Source organism: Colwellia psychrerythraea 34H (assembly GCF_000012325.1).
Classification (GTDB): domain Bacteria; phylum Pseudomonadota; class Gammaproteobacteria; order Enterobacterales; family Alteromonadaceae; genus Colwellia; species Colwellia psychrerythraea_A.
Genome location: NC_003910.7, coordinates 4,231,282 through 4,248,395 on the forward strand (window position 1 = coordinate 4,231,282; position 17,114 = coordinate 4,248,395).

The 17,114-nt window shown below is 42.4% G+C and carries 12 protein-coding genes; 10 read left to right on the plus strand and 2 right to left on the minus strand.

The window, feature by feature from the left end; all coding sequences use genetic code 11:
* Window positions 1-18 precede the first annotated feature (18 nt).
* The gene (locus CPS_RS18010) at window positions 19-246 is read left to right on the plus strand and encodes a formate dehydrogenase subunit delta (RefSeq protein WP_011044770.1); all 228 of its coding nucleotides are present in this window, start codon (window positions 19-21) and stop codon (window positions 244-246) included.
* 836 nt (window positions 247-1,082) lie between these two features.
* Here the strand turns inward: CPS_RS18010 and CPS_RS18015 are convergent.
* Entirely contained in the window at window positions 1,083-2,675 is a 1,593-nt protein-coding gene (locus CPS_RS18015; RefSeq protein WP_011044771.1) for a BCCT family transporter, read from the minus strand.
* Between the two features lie 747 nt (window positions 2,676-3,422).
* Window positions 3,423-4,706 (minus strand): aromatic ring-hydroxylating oxygenase subunit alpha, encoded by a 1,284-nt coding sequence (locus tag CPS_RS18020; protein ID WP_011044773.1) that lies wholly within the window; start codon window positions 4,704-4,706, stop codon window positions 3,423-3,425.
* A gap of 352 nt (window positions 4,707-5,058) precedes the next feature.
* On the opposite strand from CPS_RS18020, the gene CPS_RS18025 reads away from it, so the two are divergent.
* From CPS_RS18025 to fdhA, 9 genes are all read left to right on the plus strand, one after another.
* Window positions 5,059-6,156 carry a hybrid-cluster NAD(P)-dependent oxidoreductase gene (locus CPS_RS18025; protein WP_011044774.1) on the plus strand — a complete coding sequence of 366 codons (1,098 nt, stop codon included), beginning with the start codon at window positions 5,059-5,061 and terminating at the stop codon, window positions 6,154-6,156.
* Between the two features lie 219 nt (window positions 6,157-6,375).
* Window positions 6,376-7,629: a serine hydroxymethyltransferase gene (gene glyA / locus CPS_RS18030; protein ID WP_011044775.1), complete on the plus strand. Its 1,254-nt coding sequence runs from the start codon at window positions 6,376-6,378 to the stop codon at window positions 7,627-7,629.
* 77 nt (window positions 7,630-7,706) lie between these two features.
* Entirely contained in the window at window positions 7,707-8,957 is a 1,251-nt protein-coding gene (locus CPS_RS18035; protein WP_011043288.1) for a sarcosine oxidase subunit beta family protein, read from the plus strand.
* A 12-nt stretch (window positions 8,958-8,969) separates the two neighbouring features.
* Window positions 8,970-9,269 carry a sarcosine oxidase subunit delta gene (locus CPS_RS18040; RefSeq protein ID WP_011043289.1) on the plus strand — a complete coding sequence of 100 codons (300 nt, stop codon included), beginning with the start codon at window positions 8,970-8,972 and terminating at the stop codon, window positions 9,267-9,269.
* Window positions 9,266-12,289, plus strand: coding sequence for a sarcosine oxidase subunit alpha (locus CPS_RS18045; RefSeq protein WP_011043290.1), 3,024 nt, complete (start codon window positions 9,266-9,268; stop codon window positions 12,287-12,289). The genes CPS_RS18040 and CPS_RS18045 overlap by 4 nt, the downstream gene beginning before the upstream one ends.
* A complete protein-coding gene (locus CPS_RS18050; protein ID WP_011043291.1) occupies window positions 12,282-12,878 on the plus strand; it encodes a sarcosine oxidase subunit gamma in 597 nt (198 codons plus the stop codon). The genes CPS_RS18045 and CPS_RS18050 overlap by 8 nt, the downstream gene beginning before the upstream one ends.
* A 181-nt stretch (window positions 12,879-13,059) precedes the next feature.
* Window positions 13,060-13,929, plus strand: coding sequence for a formyltetrahydrofolate deformylase (purU, locus tag CPS_RS18055; RefSeq protein ID WP_420794794.1), 870 nt, complete (start codon window positions 13,060-13,062; stop codon window positions 13,927-13,929).
* Window positions 13,930-14,143: 214 nt separating this feature from the next.
* Window positions 14,144-14,743: a helix-turn-helix domain-containing protein gene (locus tag CPS_RS18060; protein ID WP_011044776.1), complete on the plus strand. Its 600-nt coding sequence runs from the start codon at window positions 14,144-14,146 to the stop codon at window positions 14,741-14,743.
* A gap of 435 nt (window positions 14,744-15,178) precedes the next feature.
* A complete protein-coding gene (fdhA, locus tag CPS_RS18065; RefSeq protein ID WP_011044778.1) occupies window positions 15,179-16,375 on the plus strand; it encodes a formaldehyde dehydrogenase, glutathione-independent in 1,197 nt (398 codons plus the stop codon).
* Window positions 16,376-17,114 lie beyond the last annotated feature (739 nt).

Sequence of the window (17,114 nt, forward strand, 5' to 3'; positions counted from 1 at the left end):
GAAGCAAGAGAGCAGCATATGTCAGATGATCGTTTAAAATATGTGGTAGATATGGCCAATCAAATTGCGGTTAATTTATTACATGGTAAAGAACAGCAACAATGTGTGACTGAGATTAGTCATCACATCAATCGTTTTTGGGCGCCAAGCATGCGTGCACAACTTGCAGAAGCGGCAAACAATGATAACTATCAGCTCGAAGCTATGGTTATTTTAGCGCTCAAGCAAATCAAGAACGAGCAATAACACACTAGATATCACAGTATTAATGGCGATGATAATCGCCATTTTTTTCATTCAAACTTCCGCTGTTAATTGTCAAAACTATCCAATCACGCCCCTTTTCATCCAATTCCCCGTATTACCAATAGTAGAATTCACAAAGCTTTAAGCAATGATATATTGTCCAAAACAACGTCGCTAGTCGTTTTAAAGATAATCAACTACGTCGTTATTTATTTAATAAATAACACTGCATGAATGCAGCTTATTAGACAATGCAAGAGCATATTGTCCTGAACAACTAGTTATTAAACTGAACTACATACCGGCTAAAGACGGTAGGTTCTTTTGCGGACTGAAAGTCCTATAGTGATCGTTGTACTCATATCCTTCCAAGTTAAATTGTCGGGCCTCGCTTCGCTCGTGCCGACCTACAAAAACTAAGCTGGTTTATTCCGTAGGTCGATGCTTGCCTCGACAAAAAGAATTACACCAGGACTTTCGCCTATCAATTTTTCATTGTCGATATAAATCAGCATGTTCTTTATATATCTTTTCGGTTAACTCAGTTGCCACTTAACACTGTGATTTCGTTCTTTCCTACTGCGTTCTAAAGTCAACGGCTAGCTAAAGCTACTCATCTAAAGATGGGGGTTTTAACCCACGTTCGGACTAATAAATGCCTTGTATTTGGCCATTTTTACTTCGTATAAAGTAGATCACTTAATTAATGAAACTGGTATTAATCGGCCTTTAATTTTTCCTTTACCTAAAGTAAAAAAAAACTATAATCAGTGACAAAAAAGCCAGAGCATATTACCGCTCTGGCTTTGTTAATTAACACTCGTGTTAGTTTTTCACTAGTTAGTCACTAGCTTAGCTGGAGCGTATACCGCAGGAGTCAACTTCTCCTCTTTTAGTGATCTCATTAACCCCCACATCATAACTATCATGACTAATGAAAAAGGTAATGCGGCGGTAATAGCGGCGGTTTGCAGACCTTTCAGTCCTCCTACCAATAATAAGATGGCCGCGACAGCGCCTTCACCTAATCCCCATGCTACACGATGAGCCGTTGGTGGATGTTCATTACCCATTGACAAAATAGTGGTAACCACTAACGTGCCTGAATCTGATGAAGTAATGAAGTAGGTCGCAATAAGTAATGTCGCCATAAATGCTGCGATAGTACCCATGAAGCCAGCATCAAGCTTGTCTAATGTTACATATAGCGCTGAAGTTACATCTGCCTTAACAGCATCAACAATACCCGCTTGTCCAACAGCAGCAACTAGTTCTCCTGCTTCATTGGTTACTTGATGGAACAGCTCTAGGTATATAGCGGTGCCTCCGAAAAGAGTTAACCAAATAAAACCTAGCATAGTGGGTACTAACAATACGCCAACAATAAACTCACGAATGGTACGACCTTTAGAGATACGCGCAATAAACATACCTACAAATGGTGCCCAAGACATCCACCAACCCCAATAAAATGCGGTCCACCAAGATTGCCACTGACTATTTTCGTTAGCATCAGTCCAGGTACTTAGTGATAAGACATTACCTAAATAATCACCAGTACTTTGCAATACAGCACCCAATAAATAACGAGTAGGACCAAAACAAAGTAAAAATACCAAAATACCAATGGTCAACCACATATTGACTTCCGATAAGATTTTTACACCTTTACCGACACCTGATACCACTGAAATTGTCGCAATAGCAGAAATAACAGCAATCAGTATAATTTGATTACTCAGAGAAACCTCCATACCAAACATGGTATTAAGGCCAGTATTCATTTGAGTAACGCCTAAACCTAACGACGTTGCTACACCAAATACAGTACCAAACACGGCAAGCACATCAACTGCATGCCCAATTGGACCGTACATTTTTTTCCCAATTAATGGGTAAAGTGCTGAACGGATGGTCAAAGGTAATTTCTTTCTATAAGAAAAATAAGCCAACGACAAACCAACAACTACATAAATTGCCCATGGGTGAAGCCCCCAATGGAAAAAGGTTAGACGCATCGCTACTTGTGCTGCTTCCGGCGTTAATCCTTCAGTGATAAATGGATTACTTTGAAAGTGGTAAATAGGCTCCGCAATAGACCAAAAGACTAAGCCTATACCCATTCCTGCACTAAATAACATGGAAAACCACGAGAAGTTACTGTATTCAGGTCTTGAGTCATCATCACCTAAACGTAAGTTACCGTAGCGACTAAATGCCAGCCAGATACAGAAGAACAAGAATATTGCAACAATGCCAATGTAATACCATTTAAGATAAGACAGTATCCAACCCGATACCGCCGTAAATAATGCTGCTGTTTGTTCAGTGAAAAACACACCGCACAAAACAAACAGAGTAATTATAGCCATTGATACAAGTGTTGTAACTGGATTCATGCCTTTTAACAGACCATGATTCGCTACCATGAGAAACCACCTTTTTTTTAGTTGTTATAAGTAAAAGTATAGATTTCTATAAACTGTTAATTTAGGTATCAGTTTATAAGCATCTAGATGAAAAATGTGCATTTACATTTATTATTAATAAGTGACTTACTTATAATTGGAGTTCACTTACAATAATTTTCTGTCAAGTTAATTGAAAAAATCAACTTATCCCATTAAGTCAGAGTTGATTTAGATCAAGGTATCTAAACACGACACCGAAAGAACATGTACCGACTTATAGCCATTCCACTTGTAGATTCAGAATTCTGCTGGAATTATAAACATATTTAGGTAAGCCTTTTGATGCTCACTAAGTGATAAATTTATTGAAATCTGTCTATACCCAAGCTACTTGAAGATGCTAGTTTCAGGATGCCTGAGCTAGTCATGATCAAGGTGTCTCTTTTTATTAATGGTTACTCCCTTAAAAAAGGAGACAACGAAGTGCATGGTTAGCTGAGACATCTCCGCAGGGCTGGTTTAAAAACGATTTATGCAGCTTTATTGATTTCGACAATGGAACGACTATTCTCTTTAATCGAAGCCTTGCCTAAATACATTTTTAATTCCAGCTGAATCCTGCATATTCATGTGGCTTGGGTATATATTCAGACAAAAAAAACCAGCGATATAAATCACTGGTTTCAAGGCTGGTCATGAATTAACTCGACAACACGGTGGAAATGGCCCCCTTATTATTCAAAGACGGCGTTATCCACTAGCTGTTTAACTCTTTTCAGCTGACGCTTTAATATTACTTTGCATCGTATGGCTGAACCAATCGATAAAATTCACCACGCCAAACTCAAAGGTCGTTGAGTAAGGTCCAGGTTGGTAAGCCTTAGAATTAATACCTTTTTGATTATTCTCAGCTAACGTTCTGTCTTGCACATTGGTTGCATCCCATACTTGGCGTAATTGGGCAACATCATAATCAACACCTTCTACTGCGTCTTTATGGACTATCCACTTGGTGGTTACTTGAGTTTTTTGTGCGCCTAATGGGATCACCTGAAAGGCAATTAAATGATCTCCCATCGCGTGACTCCACGAGTTAGGTAGGTGCAAAATTCGCATCGAACCCAGATCAGGGTTTTTAATACGGCCCATTAATTTTTTACAACCCGCTTTACCGTCAATCGTCATCGATACGGTGCCTTCAAGTAACGGCATACGTACTATGCGGTTACGTAAACCATGGCCATGTGAAACATGCTTATATGGAATGCCTTCTGCTTCCCACATTGCTTGTTTAGCCGCTACCTGTGCCTTGAATTCATCACTAGCGCGTGGATCTTCAGTATCATCCCACTCTAATAAAGTATTTAATAGTTCAGGGTGATTGCCGCTACAGTGATAACACTCACGGTTATTTTCAATCACTAACTTCCAGTTAGCATCTTCAATTAAAGTGCTTTCTACAGCGACCTTACAATTATCTAAATCATATGGTTCTAGGTAATGGGTTAAATCATCGAAGAAACCATCGATATTTGTTGGATTTTCACTCAGAGAAACAAAAATATAACCACCAGCAACACGACAATTAACTTTGTGCAGACCATAATCATTCTTATCGAAATCATCGCCCATTTCAGTGCCTGCAAAGAGTAAATTGCCATCTAATTCATAAGTCCATTGATGATAAGGACATACTAACTTAGGTACCTTACCTTGTTTAACTAAACAAATTTTAGAACCACGATGACGACAAGTATTATGAAAAGCGCGTACTTCACCATTTTGATCTCTGATAACAGTAATCGGGTTATCGCCAATATCTAAGGTGATAAAATTACCATTATCTGGAATTTCGCCAGTGATGCCAACGAACAGCCATTCTTTGTAAAAAATTTGTTCCATTTCTACTTGAAAAACATCGGCGTCGCTATAAAACTGCTGTGGTAAAGAAAACGTTATTGGGTGTTTTTCTAATGCATCCGCAACAGCCTGCGCTGATTTATTTGGTGAAGTAACTAGTAAACTTTCGTGTTCATGTGAGCAAGACATAAGTAATTCCTCTGTTCTTTATATTCGACAAAATAGATGTCGCTTTTTTTTAGTTAAAATGAACAACTTTATCGAATCAAGTGTTCACATTATTTGTTGTTAGATATTGAGTCCCACGGCGTCAATCGGTTTACCTAAAAACGACCAAAAAGCGAATTAATACCGACCAAAAAGCGAATTAATACCAGCCAAAAAAAGTAATTATTAAATAAATTGATCTAGATCAAAATTATTACACAAAGGATAATTTTTAGAGCTGGCAAAAACGACTACATTCATGTCGCTTTTAGTTAAGTGGTTGATAAGTACTTAGCGCATCGTATTGCCATAACTATAATATTCGGATCCACTCATGATAAACACCTCCCAATACTCTGTTAACACGCAAACATGGACCAATGGGCGTCACGATGTTCAATGCGTTAAAGTGATTGACGAAACCATTGATGCACGTACCTATTGCTTTACCAGCACAGAGCCTGTAATGCACTTTTTCAAACCTGGCCAATTCGTGACGCTAGAATTAGAAATTGACGGTATGCAAGTATTGCGTAGTTACACTATTTCATCATCTCCTTCAGTGCCATACAGTTTTTCAATCACTGTAAAAAGAATGCCTGGAGGTCAAGTATCAAATTGGCTGCATGATAACCTTAAACAAGGTGATCAAATCGCGGTGCATGGCCCGGTAGGTATATTCAATTGCATCGATATTACGGCCGAAAAAGTTTTATTACTCTCTGGTGGTGTTGGTATAACACCAGTGATGTCAATGGCCCGTTGGTGGTTTGATACCAACGGTGATGTTGATATGGTTTTTGCCCATAGTGCCCGCACCCCTAAGGACATAATATATCGTCGCGAACTTGAGTATATGGATTCCAGAATAACTAACTTCAATCTCAACTTTATTTGTGAGAGGTATGACATTGGCGATAGCTGGAGCGGTTTTTGTGGCTTCTTCGATGAACAAAAGCTTCGAATGATAGCGCCTGATTTTCTCGATCGCACCATTTATTGTTGTGGACCGACGCCTTATATGACTGCTGTCAAAAGTATGTTGCAAAATATAGGCTTTGACATGGCCAATTACCATGAAGAAAGTTTTGGTGCGCCACCGGAAGAAGCACAACTCGACGCTGAACAGCAAATGGAAGATGCCGCAGGCGAATCAATCGATGACGATACTTTAATAGAAGTAGCATTTAGCAAAACGGGTAAATCAGTCAAGATACAACCCGGTGGCACAGTGCATTTAGCCGCTTCACAAGTTGGCCTTCATATTCCTAAAGCTTGTGGTATGGGCATATGCGGCACCTGTAAAGTGAAAAAAATTCATGGTGAAGTGATTATGTCACATAACGGTGGCATCACAGATGAAGATGTTGCTGATGGATATATTCTTAGCTGCTGTAGTGTTCCTCAAGGTGATGTTTCAGTCGAATATTAAAATTTAGACCCATTCCACATGAAGGTACAGGATTCAACGGGTATATATACCCGTTCCACTTGAAGATGATATTTTAACTAAAATATCATCTTTTTTTTTTATGTCGTAAATAGATGTAAAAAAGACGTTAGCTGAATGGTTAGCCACTATTTAGCAAGCTACTATCGACTTAATCCAAAACAAAAAAACTACGGCGAATTGAGCCGCGGAGAAAGCAAAATGTTTTACAAAAATGATCAAATAGCCGGTTTCGATGACAGTATTTGGCAAGCCATGGAGCAAGAAGACAAACGTCAACAAGATCACGTTGAATTAATTGCCTCAGAAAACTATACCAGTGCGCGCGTGATGCAAGCCCAAGGCAGTCAACTGACTAACAAATACGCCGAAGGTTATCCTGGTAAACGTTATTACGGCGGCTGTGAACACGTTGATGTGATTGAGCAACTGGCGATTGATCGTGCAAAAGAATTGTTCGGCGCTGATTACGCTAATGTACAACCTCATTCTGGCTCACAAGCCAATGCCGCAGTCTTTATGGCCTTGCTTAAGCCCGGTGAAACGGTGCTGGGCATGAGCTTAGCGCACGGTGGTCATTTAACCCACGGCTCCAAAGTGAGCTTCTCCGGTAAAATTTATAACGCGGTGCAATACGGCTTAAATGAAGTAACCGGTGAAATTGACTACGACGAAGTAGCACGTCTTGCAAAAGAGCATCAACCGAAAATGATTATTGCCGGTTTCTCAGCGTATTCACGTGTAGTTGATTGGCAGCGTTTTCGTGACATTGCCGATAGCATTGGTGCCTGGTTATTTGTTGATATGGCCCACGTTGCCGGTTTAGTGGCCGCAGGTCTGTATCCTAACCCAGTACCAATTGCCGATGTGGTAACCACCACTACCCATAAAACCTTACGTGGTCCACGTGGCGGCTTGATTTTAGCGAAACAAAATGACGAACTGGCTAAGAAATTAAATTCAGCGGTTTTCCCAGCAGGTCAAGGTGGCCCATTGATGCATGTTATCGCTGCCAAAGCGATTTGTTTCAAAGAAGCACTTGGTGAGGGTTATGTTGAGTATCAGCAACAGGTCATCGATAACGCCCGTGAAATGGCGAAAACATTCCAAACCCGTGGTTATAACGTAGTTTCTGGTGGTACGGACAATCACCTATTTTTATTGGATTTAATCGATAAAGGTATTACCGGTAAAGACGCGGATGCTGCGCTGGGCCGCGCTAATATCACGGTCAACAAAAACTCAGTGCCTAACGACCCGCAATCGCCATTTGTCACCAGTGGTCTGCGTATCGGCACACCGGCCATCACCAGTCGTGGTTTTGGACTTGAAGAAGCAGCAGCATTAACGGGTTGGATTTGTGATGTGTTAGATGACATTAGCAATGAGCAAGTGATTGATGACGTGCGAAGTAAAGTGTTGGACTTATGTGAAAAAAATCCGGTCTACCGCTAGGTAACCCGACAGAGAGCTTAGCAGCAGTTTAGCTCTCTTTGTTTAGCCAATAATACAATGTAGAAAAAGGGTATACCATGCAACAATATTCAGGATTTGGTTTATTAAAACACTCGTTAACTTACCACGAGAATTGGCAACGGGTTTGGAGTAATCCTACCCCGAAAAAACACTATGATGTTGTTATCATAGGCGGTGGTGGACATGGTCTGGCAACGGCTTATTATTTAGCGAAAGAGCATGGCATCACTAACATTGCCGTGATTGAAAAAGGTTATTTAGGCGGCGGTAATACCGCGCGTAATACCACCATTGTGCGTTCAAACTATTTATGGGACGAAGCGTCTCACTTATATGAGCATTCCTTAAAATTATGGGAAGGCTTAGCACAAGAGCTGAACTATAACTTGATGTTTAGTCAACGCGGTGTATTAAACCTAGGCCATACCCTACAAGACATGCGTGATATTGAACGCCGCGTGAATGCTAACCGTCTTAACGGCATTGATGGTGAAGTCTTAACCACCGCACAAGTACAAGAAATGGTGCCTATTTTAGATTGCTCAACCAATGCACGTTTTCCGGTGATGGGCGCTTCATGGCAAGCCCGTGCAGGTACGGCTCGTCACGACGCGGTTGCCTGGGGTTTTGCTCGCGCAGCCGATGCGTTAGGGGTTGATTTATTACAGCAAACGGAAGTCACTGGCATTCGCCGTAAAGATGGCGCAGTAGAGGGCGTTGAAACCAATCGCGGCTTTATTTCGGCCGGTAAAGTGGCATGTGTCGCTGCGGGTAACTCCAGTGTTATCGCCAAGATGGTGGGCATGGAATTACCGCTTGAATCTCATCCACTGCAAGCGATGGTATCAGAGCCATTAAAACCAATTTTAAATACCGTGGTGATGTCCAATCATGTCCACGGGTATGTCAGTCAATCCGATAAAGGTGACTTGGTCATCGGCGCGGGTATTGATGGTTATACCGGTTATGGTCAGCGCGGCTCTTTTAATGTGGTTGAGCATACTATTGCCGCCATTATCGAAATGTTTCCTATTTTCAGTCGTGTGCGTCTTAATCGCGCCTGGGGCGGCGTGGTTGATACGTGCCCAGATGCCTGTCCTATCATTTCGAAAACACACATCAAAGGACTGTATTTTAACTGTGGTTGGGGCACGGGTGGTTTTAAGGCTACGCCGGGCGCTGGGCATGTCTTTGCGCATACTATCGCCAACGATGAGCCACACCCGTTAGCCAAACCCTTTAGTATCGACCGCTTTTCATCAGGCGAATTAATTGACGAACACGGCGCTGCCGGTGTTGCGCACTAAGAGGAATTTATTATGTTACTTATCCACTGTCCTTATTGTGAAGAGCTGCGCGAAGAAGAAGAGTTTAGCCCTGCTGGGCAAGCTCATATCGTGCGCCCACTTCAACCCGAAGAAATTAGTGATGAGCAATGGGCACGTTACTTGTTTTTCCGTAAAAACCCGCGCGGTTTACATCACGAGATGTGGCTACATGCGGCCGGTTGTCGCAAATATTTCAACGCGACCCGAAACACCGTGACCTATGAAATCATGGAAACTTACAAAATGGGCCTAAAGCCCAGCGTCACCGCTAGTGAAGAGGGCCAATCATGAGCCAAGTTAATCGAATCGCTGGAAGCAGCAAACGCATTAATCGCAACCGCACCTTAACCTTTAGCTTTAACGGCAAAGAATATACAGGTTTTGAAGGCGATACCGTCGCATCAGCCTTGTTAGCTAATGGTGTTGATGTCGTTGGGCGTAGTTTTAAGTACTCACGTCCTCGCGGTATTATTACCAGTGACTCGCAAGAGCCGAACGCCATTTTTCAAATTGGCTCGACGCAAGCGACCACTATTCCTAACCCACGCGCGACACAAACCGACTTGTACCAAGGATTAACCGCAAGCTCAACCAACGGTTGGCCTAATGTTGATTTCGATTTAATGGGCACCGTGGGCAAATTAGGTGGCTCGATGATGCCGCCCGGGTTTTATTACAAAACCTTTATGTTTCCACAATCGTTATGGATGTCATACGAGCACTTAATTCGCAAAGGCGCTGGTTTAGGGGCAAGTCCTCAGCAAAATGACCCGGACAGTTATGACAAAATGCACCATCATTGTGATGTGATGATTGTCGGTGGTGGTCCTGCGGGCTTAGCCGCAGCGTTATCTGCTGCGCAAACAGGCGCACGCGTTATCATCAGTGATGAGCAAAATGAATTTGGCGGCAGTTTATTATGCTCAACGCAGCAAATAGATGGCCAATTGCCGAGTCAATGGGTAGAAAAAACCGTGGCACAGCTTAGCGAGATGGATAACGTGATGTTACTTCCTCGCAGCACGGTGTTTGGTTATTACGACCATAACCTAGTGGGCATTAATGAACGTCGCACCGACCATTTAGGTGAGCATCAACTGCAAAGCACCCGTCAACGCGTGCATAAAGTGCGCGCTAAACAAGTGATTTTAGCCACCGGTGCTCATGAGCGTCCGCTTGTTTATGGTAACAATGACGTGCCAGGTTGTATGTTAGCCAATGCAATTTCTACCTACATTAATCGCTATGATGTAGTACCAGGCAAGCAATTGGTGTTAATGACCACCAATGATAATGCCTACAAAACCGCGATTGATTGGCATCAAGCCGGTCGTAAAGTGGTCGCTATCGTTGATACGCGAAGCACCTCAAATGGCGACTTGGTCAATAAGGTCAAAAAACTGGGCATCGATATCATCTTTGGCCATGGCGTGATTGAAGTCAAAGGCAGCAAACGCGTCAAAGGCGTTGAGGTTGCGCCAATCAATGCGAGTAATCACAGTGTTACTGGTCCAGCGAAACATATTGTCTGTGATACGGTTGCCAGCTCAGGTGGTTGGAGCCCTGTTATTCATTTGTCATCACACACAGGCTCGCGTCCGGTGTGGAACGACGACATTGCGGGGTTTGTACCCGGTGATACCGTGCAAAAGCAACACAGTTGCGGTGGACTGGAAGGCGTTTACGCGTTATCAAAAGTCATCAGTGATGGTTTCACCACTGGCGCTGTCGCAGCAGAGGCCGCAGGCAAAGGTGATGGACGTTATGCGGGGAACTCGCCAACAACCAGCGACCCACAAGAAGATGCGTCCATGGCGCTGTTTCACATACCGCACAGTAAAAAAACCAGTCGCGCGCCAAAACAGTTTGTTGATTATCAAAATGATGTCACCGCCGCAGGTATTGAACTGGCAAACCGTGAAGGCTTTGAATCGATTGAGCATGTCAAACGCTACACCGCGTTAGGTTTTGGTACGGACCAAGGCAAGTTAGGTAATATCAACGGCATGGCAATTACCGCTAAATCGTTAGGTAAAACTATCCCTGAAACGGGCACCACTATCTTCCGCCCTATGTATACCCCCACCACGTTTGGCGCCTTAGCGGGTGCGGATGTGAAGCACTTGTTCGACCCAGCACGTTTTAGCGCTATGCATAAATGGCATTTAGAAAATGGCGCTGAGTTTGAAGATGTTGGCCAATGGAAACGCCCGTGGTACTTCCCACAGCCAGGCGAAACCATGCAGCAATCACTCGAGCGTGAATGTTTAGCAACACGTAACAGTGTCGGTATTTTAGATGCTTCGACCTTAGGTAAAATTGATATTCAAGGCAAAGATGCACGCGAATTTTTAAACCGCGTCTATACCAACCCATGGAGCAAGTTAGGCGTAGGCAAATGTCGCTACGGCGTTATGTGTAAAGAAGACGGTATGGTCTTTGATGATGGGGTTACCGTCTGTCTTGACGATAATCGTTTTATCATGACCACCACCACTGGCGGGGCGGCGGGCGTATTGCAATGGTTAGAGCTATGGCATCAAACCGAGTGGCCTGAGCTGGAGGTGTATTTCTCAACCGTGACTGACCATTGGTCAACCATGACTATCTCAGGACCTAACTCTCGTAAAGTCTTGGAGAAAATCTGTGATATTGATGTCAGTAATGACAGTTTCAAGTACATGGATTGGCGCGCAGCGACGGTTGCGGGGGTTAAAGCACGCATTTTCCGTATCTCGTTTACCGGCGAGCTGTCGTTTGAAATTAACGTGCAAGCAAACTATGGCATGCATGCCTGGAAAGCGGTGATGGCGGCGGGTGAAGAATTTAATATCACCCCGTATGGCACCGAAACCATGCATATTTTACGTGCAGAAAAAGGCTTTATCATTGTCGGACAAGACACCGATGGCTCGGTGACACCACAAGATTTAGACATGGACTGGGTTGTGGGTAAGAAAAAAGACTTTAGCTTTATTGGTAAACGCTCTTGGACGCGCTTTGACAATAAACGTGACGATCGTAAACAAATGGTGGGCTTGAAACCGAAAGACCCTACTTTTGTACTGCCTGAAGGCGCACAAATTGTCTTTGAGAAAAACCAATCCATCCCAATGAAAATGGTGGGTCACGTTACCTCAAGTTATTACAGTGCTTGTATGGGCTACTCGTTTGCCTTAGCAGTCGTTAAAGGCGGTATTAGCCGCAAAGGTGAGAGTGTCTATTTGCCATTAAGTGATGGCACCACCGTGGAAGCTGAAATTTGCAGCCCAGTATTTTATGATCCAAAGGGAGACCGTCAAAATGTCTAACTCAATCCAGGTAGAATCGCCGCTACACCATGCTCAACTTGACCAATTAATTGGCCAATCAAGCGCGGGTGGCATTGTCTTGCATGAGCATAAGTTATTGGGTCACCTTAACTTACGTGGCAACTGTGCGGATGCTGAATTTTTAGCTGGTGTACAAGAAGCACTCGGGGTCGCACTGCCTATTACGCCGTGTAGCAGCGCCAAGAGTGAGCTCGCACAAATCATGTGGTTAGCGCCCGATGAATGGTTAATTATTGTCGCCTCAGGCAATGAAGATGAAGTCGAGCAAAAGCTGCGTTCGTATTTAACCGGCCACTTTGCCGTCAGTGATATCAGTGGCGCGCAAACTCTGATTGAACTGAGTGGTGAGCATGTTATCGACTTGATGAAAAAATCAACTGGTTATGATTTACACCTGGATAGCTTTCCCGTGGGTAAAGTCGTGGGTACTACCTTTGCTAAAACGGGTGCGCATATCTTGCGCGTGAGCGAAGATTCGTTTCAGCTGGTGGTACGCCGCAGTTTTTCTGACTATGTGTGGTTATGGATCCAACAAGGTAGCCAAGAATACGGCCTGACGATCGTTTAACGCTTGTTTAGCTAAAACCAATCGCCCCTTAACGCACATTGTTTGTTGTTTCAATGCGCGTTAAGGGTAGCGATCACTCATTATAAAACCGCTTATGTTTAACTGAATAGCTTGAATGCATAAAGTCATTCTGTTCAAACTAAGCGGTTTTCACTTCAAAATAGGATCGAACATGTCCGATATCAAACCTGTATCGCAAACGCATATTATTACCGCAGATTGTCCTAGTCGGCCGGGAACGGTTGATGTGGTGACCCGTTTTTTGTGCGAAAAAGGGTTCTATATTAATGAAATTCACTCGTTTGATGATACCGCGGTCAATCGTTTTTTCATCCGCATAGAATTTAGAGCACAGACGGCGACAGACTTTAGCGCTGAAACCTTTAGCCAAGAGTTTGAGCAACGCGCCAGTGAATTTGAGATGCAATGGCAACTAGCCTCCAGTCCGTATAAATCTAAAGTTGTGATCATGGTGTCCAAACACGATCATTGCTTGAATGACTTATTATACCGTTATCGCACCGGCGATTTGGATATAGAGATCCCCGCGATCATCTCTAATCACCCAGATTTAGAAGAGCTAGCAAAGTGGCATGGAATTCCTTATTACCACCTGCCCATCACGAAGGACACTAAACCTGAGCAAGAAGCCAAGGTGTGGCAGATTATTCAAGAATCTGATGCGGACTTGGTGGTATTAGCGCGTTATATGCAGGTCTTATCGAGCGATTTGTGTCAGAAGTTGTCCGGTAAAGCCATTAATATTCACCACTCGTTATTACCCGGTTTCAAAGGCGCAAGACCGTATTTTCAAGCCTATGACCGTGGCATTAAGTTAGTGGGCGCGACTGCGCATTATGTCAGTGATGACCTCGATGAAGGGCCAATCATCAGCCAAGGCGTTGAGACGGTTGACCACGGTTATTATCCTAAAGACTTAGCGGCTAAAGGACGTGATATAGAATGTTTAACGCTGTCGCGCGCGGTGCGTTGTCATATCGAACATCGCATATTCATGTATGGGAAAAAGACCGTGGTCTTTTCTAAGTAGCGGGCTCTTAGTCGCCACTTACTAATCGCCATCTTATTAGAAGTAATCAACGACAACGTTTATTCATTTATCGTAAACATTGTCGCTGTTTGTTAAGTATTAACCCTCATTTGCCAAGGTACGTTTGTCTATTTATAGCGTATTAATGTCTCTTGAACTGCTCACTCTGCTTGCTAAATGACATGATGAGCAATAGTGAAAAAAGGACATCTAAATGTCAATGACAGTAACAAGCAGTAAACATGATGTGCGAGCAATTGGCGCTATTAGCATAGGCGCGCAGCTAAAGTCGATCCGAATAAGGAACAAGCTAACCCTTAGAGAGGCGGCTAACCTGACTAACTTGGCAGCTTCAACCTTATCTAAAATTGAGAATGAACAAATTTCGCCAACCTTTACTGTGATGCAAAAGTTAGCAACCGGTTTAAATATTGAGTTACCGCAATTATTTACTAAGCCAACTGTGGCTCAAGCAGTTGGGCGTCGTGATATAACGTTAAAGGACCAAGGAAATTATCATTTAACTTCCACGTATGAGCATGAATTACTGTCCACGCAATTTAGCCATAAAAAAATGATGCCATACAAGTGCAGAGTTCACGCCCGTAGTTTCGATGACTTCGGTGAATGGGTTCGCCATAGTGGCGAAGAGTACATGTTGGTGTTAGAAGGCGAAGTCCAGTTGGTGACTGAATTCTATGAACCAGTGAACTTGGTAGAGGGTGATAGCGTCTATTATGATGCAATGATGGGGCATTTAGTTATTTCTGTAAGTGAAGACGATGCACAAATTCTCTGGGTAACTGCCAAGTAACCTCGATATATAGCGATCCACAAACGATCCATCGGTTCAATTTAGTTTAACACGACTAAAATCGAACGTTATTCGCTGATTTTATAGTTCTTTAGTGAAGTTGACACCTAACCTGTGATAACCAATTAACCATCTAACGATCAGATCTTTCAACTAAAAATCATTCGAAGAAGAGTAAAGTTTGTCGATCATTTTATTCTCTAATGTAGCACTTCTCATTCTTTTTAAACTAGTTCCGTCTGTTTTTGGCATGCTAGTGTCTTTTTTAGGTATGCCCATATAATCATCAAAACGGTACCCTAAACACAGTGCTTTTCACCTTAGCCAGTAACTATTTCAATAATGATAAGGAGATTGGCTTCGATTCTTAATTAATGACCAAAGCAACATTTTAAAAATATTATTAGTGTCATTTAACCAACAAGAGAGATTGATATGTGCTCAAATCATGGAAACCGCGGCGTTGTTTATACTGGCCCTGGAAGTGTTGAAATTCAAGATATTGCCTACCCTAAGCTTGCCATTGGCAATCGAAAATGTGAGCACGGTGTTATTTTAAAAGTAGTAACTACCAATATTTGTGGCAGTGATCAACATATGGTACGTGGCCGTACTACCGCTGAACCTGGGCTTGTTTTAGGTCATGAAATTACCGGTATGATCATTGAAAAAGGCAGCGATGTAGAGTTTTTAGACATTGGTGATATTGTCTCTGTACCTTTTAATATTGCTTGTGGTCGCTGTAGAAACTGTCGCGAAGGAAACACAGGTATTTGCTTAAACGTTAATCCTGGTCGCGCTGGTGCCGCCTTTGGTTACGTTGATATGGGCGGCTGGGTTGGTGGTCAATCTGAATATGTGATGGTGCCTTATGCTGACTTCAACCTGCTAAAATTTCCTGATAAAGATCAGGCATTAGAAAAAATTCGTGACTTGACCATGCTCTCTGATATTTTCCCAACGGGATATCATGGTGCTGTAACTGCTGGTGTTGTTCCTGGTGCCACAGTTTATATTGCTGGTGCTGGACCTGTAGGTCTTGCTGCTGCAGCTTCATCACAATTACTTGGCGCGGCTTGTGTCATTGTAGGTGATATGAATCCAGAGCGTCTAGCTCAAGCTCGTAGCTTTGGCTGTGAAACTATCGATTTACGTCAAGATGCCACAGTGCCAGATATGATAGAACAAATATTAGGTGTTCCAGAAGTAGATGCTGCTGTGGATTGTGTTGGTTTTGAAGCCCACAGCCACGGTTGTAGTCATCATAAAGAACAGCCTGCAATTGTACTTAATACTATGATGGAAGTAACACGTGCTGGGGGTGGTATCGGTATTCCAGGGCTTTATGTAACTGGCGATCCAGGTGCATCTACTGAAGCGGCTAAAACTGGCCAACTTAGTATGAATTTTGGTCTTGGTTGGGCGAAATCACATTATTTTGTTACCGGTCAATGTCCAGTAATGAAATATCATCGCAACCTAATGCAGGCTATTTTGTGGGATAAAGTTCAAATTGCTAAAGCGGTTAACGTGAAAGTCATTTCACTTGATGGTGCACCTGAAGGTTATAATGCCTTTGATAAAGGCGCCGCACAAAAGTTTGTCATTGACCCTCATTCAATGGTGGTTTAATTCTAGTTTATCTATAATAAACGGCACATTTATTGTGCCGTTTTAGTAACTACAGAGTGACGTAGACATAACAGTGTCAGCAAAGAGCTTATTAGCATTGATATTGTCAACTACAAAGCAATAATTCCCCCAAACGCTTAAACAAGCCTAGGTTCTGAATCTATGACCAGTTTTAACTGCTGATATTCATAATTCCAGATGGTTGACGGTAAGTTAAGTTTGAGTCGATACTCGACAAGATCTAATTGAATTATTTACTCAGTTTTTAAAAGTTGACTTTGATTTTCGTAATCATAAATGCCAAAACCAACGACCATACTTAACACTAACAACAAGGTGTTAATGATAAGCTAAACAGATATCGATTTTGTTAATTTTATTAATAACATGTTGTTGTATTTTATCTCAGCTATCAAATCTAAAGCTAACTTCACATAAACACATCGGACAAGGCTGTAAACCCAATGTTGATGTCTTGATGTATAGAAATATCATATTTTTATAGCAGAAATTATAACGTCTACTAACTGATAAATCTTGTAATTATCCATAAGTTCGGTCCTATTTATATGTGTCTATATTATCGATATTAACTTTAAAATTATTATTGCCCCAGAAAGCACAAATTATATATACACATAACGCTTAGCAAATAAATGCAGAGCGTTTCAAATGTATATTTCACACTACTTTTAATAGATTGCCCGTGATTCCATTGCTGATAAAAGTTGTTGCCTTG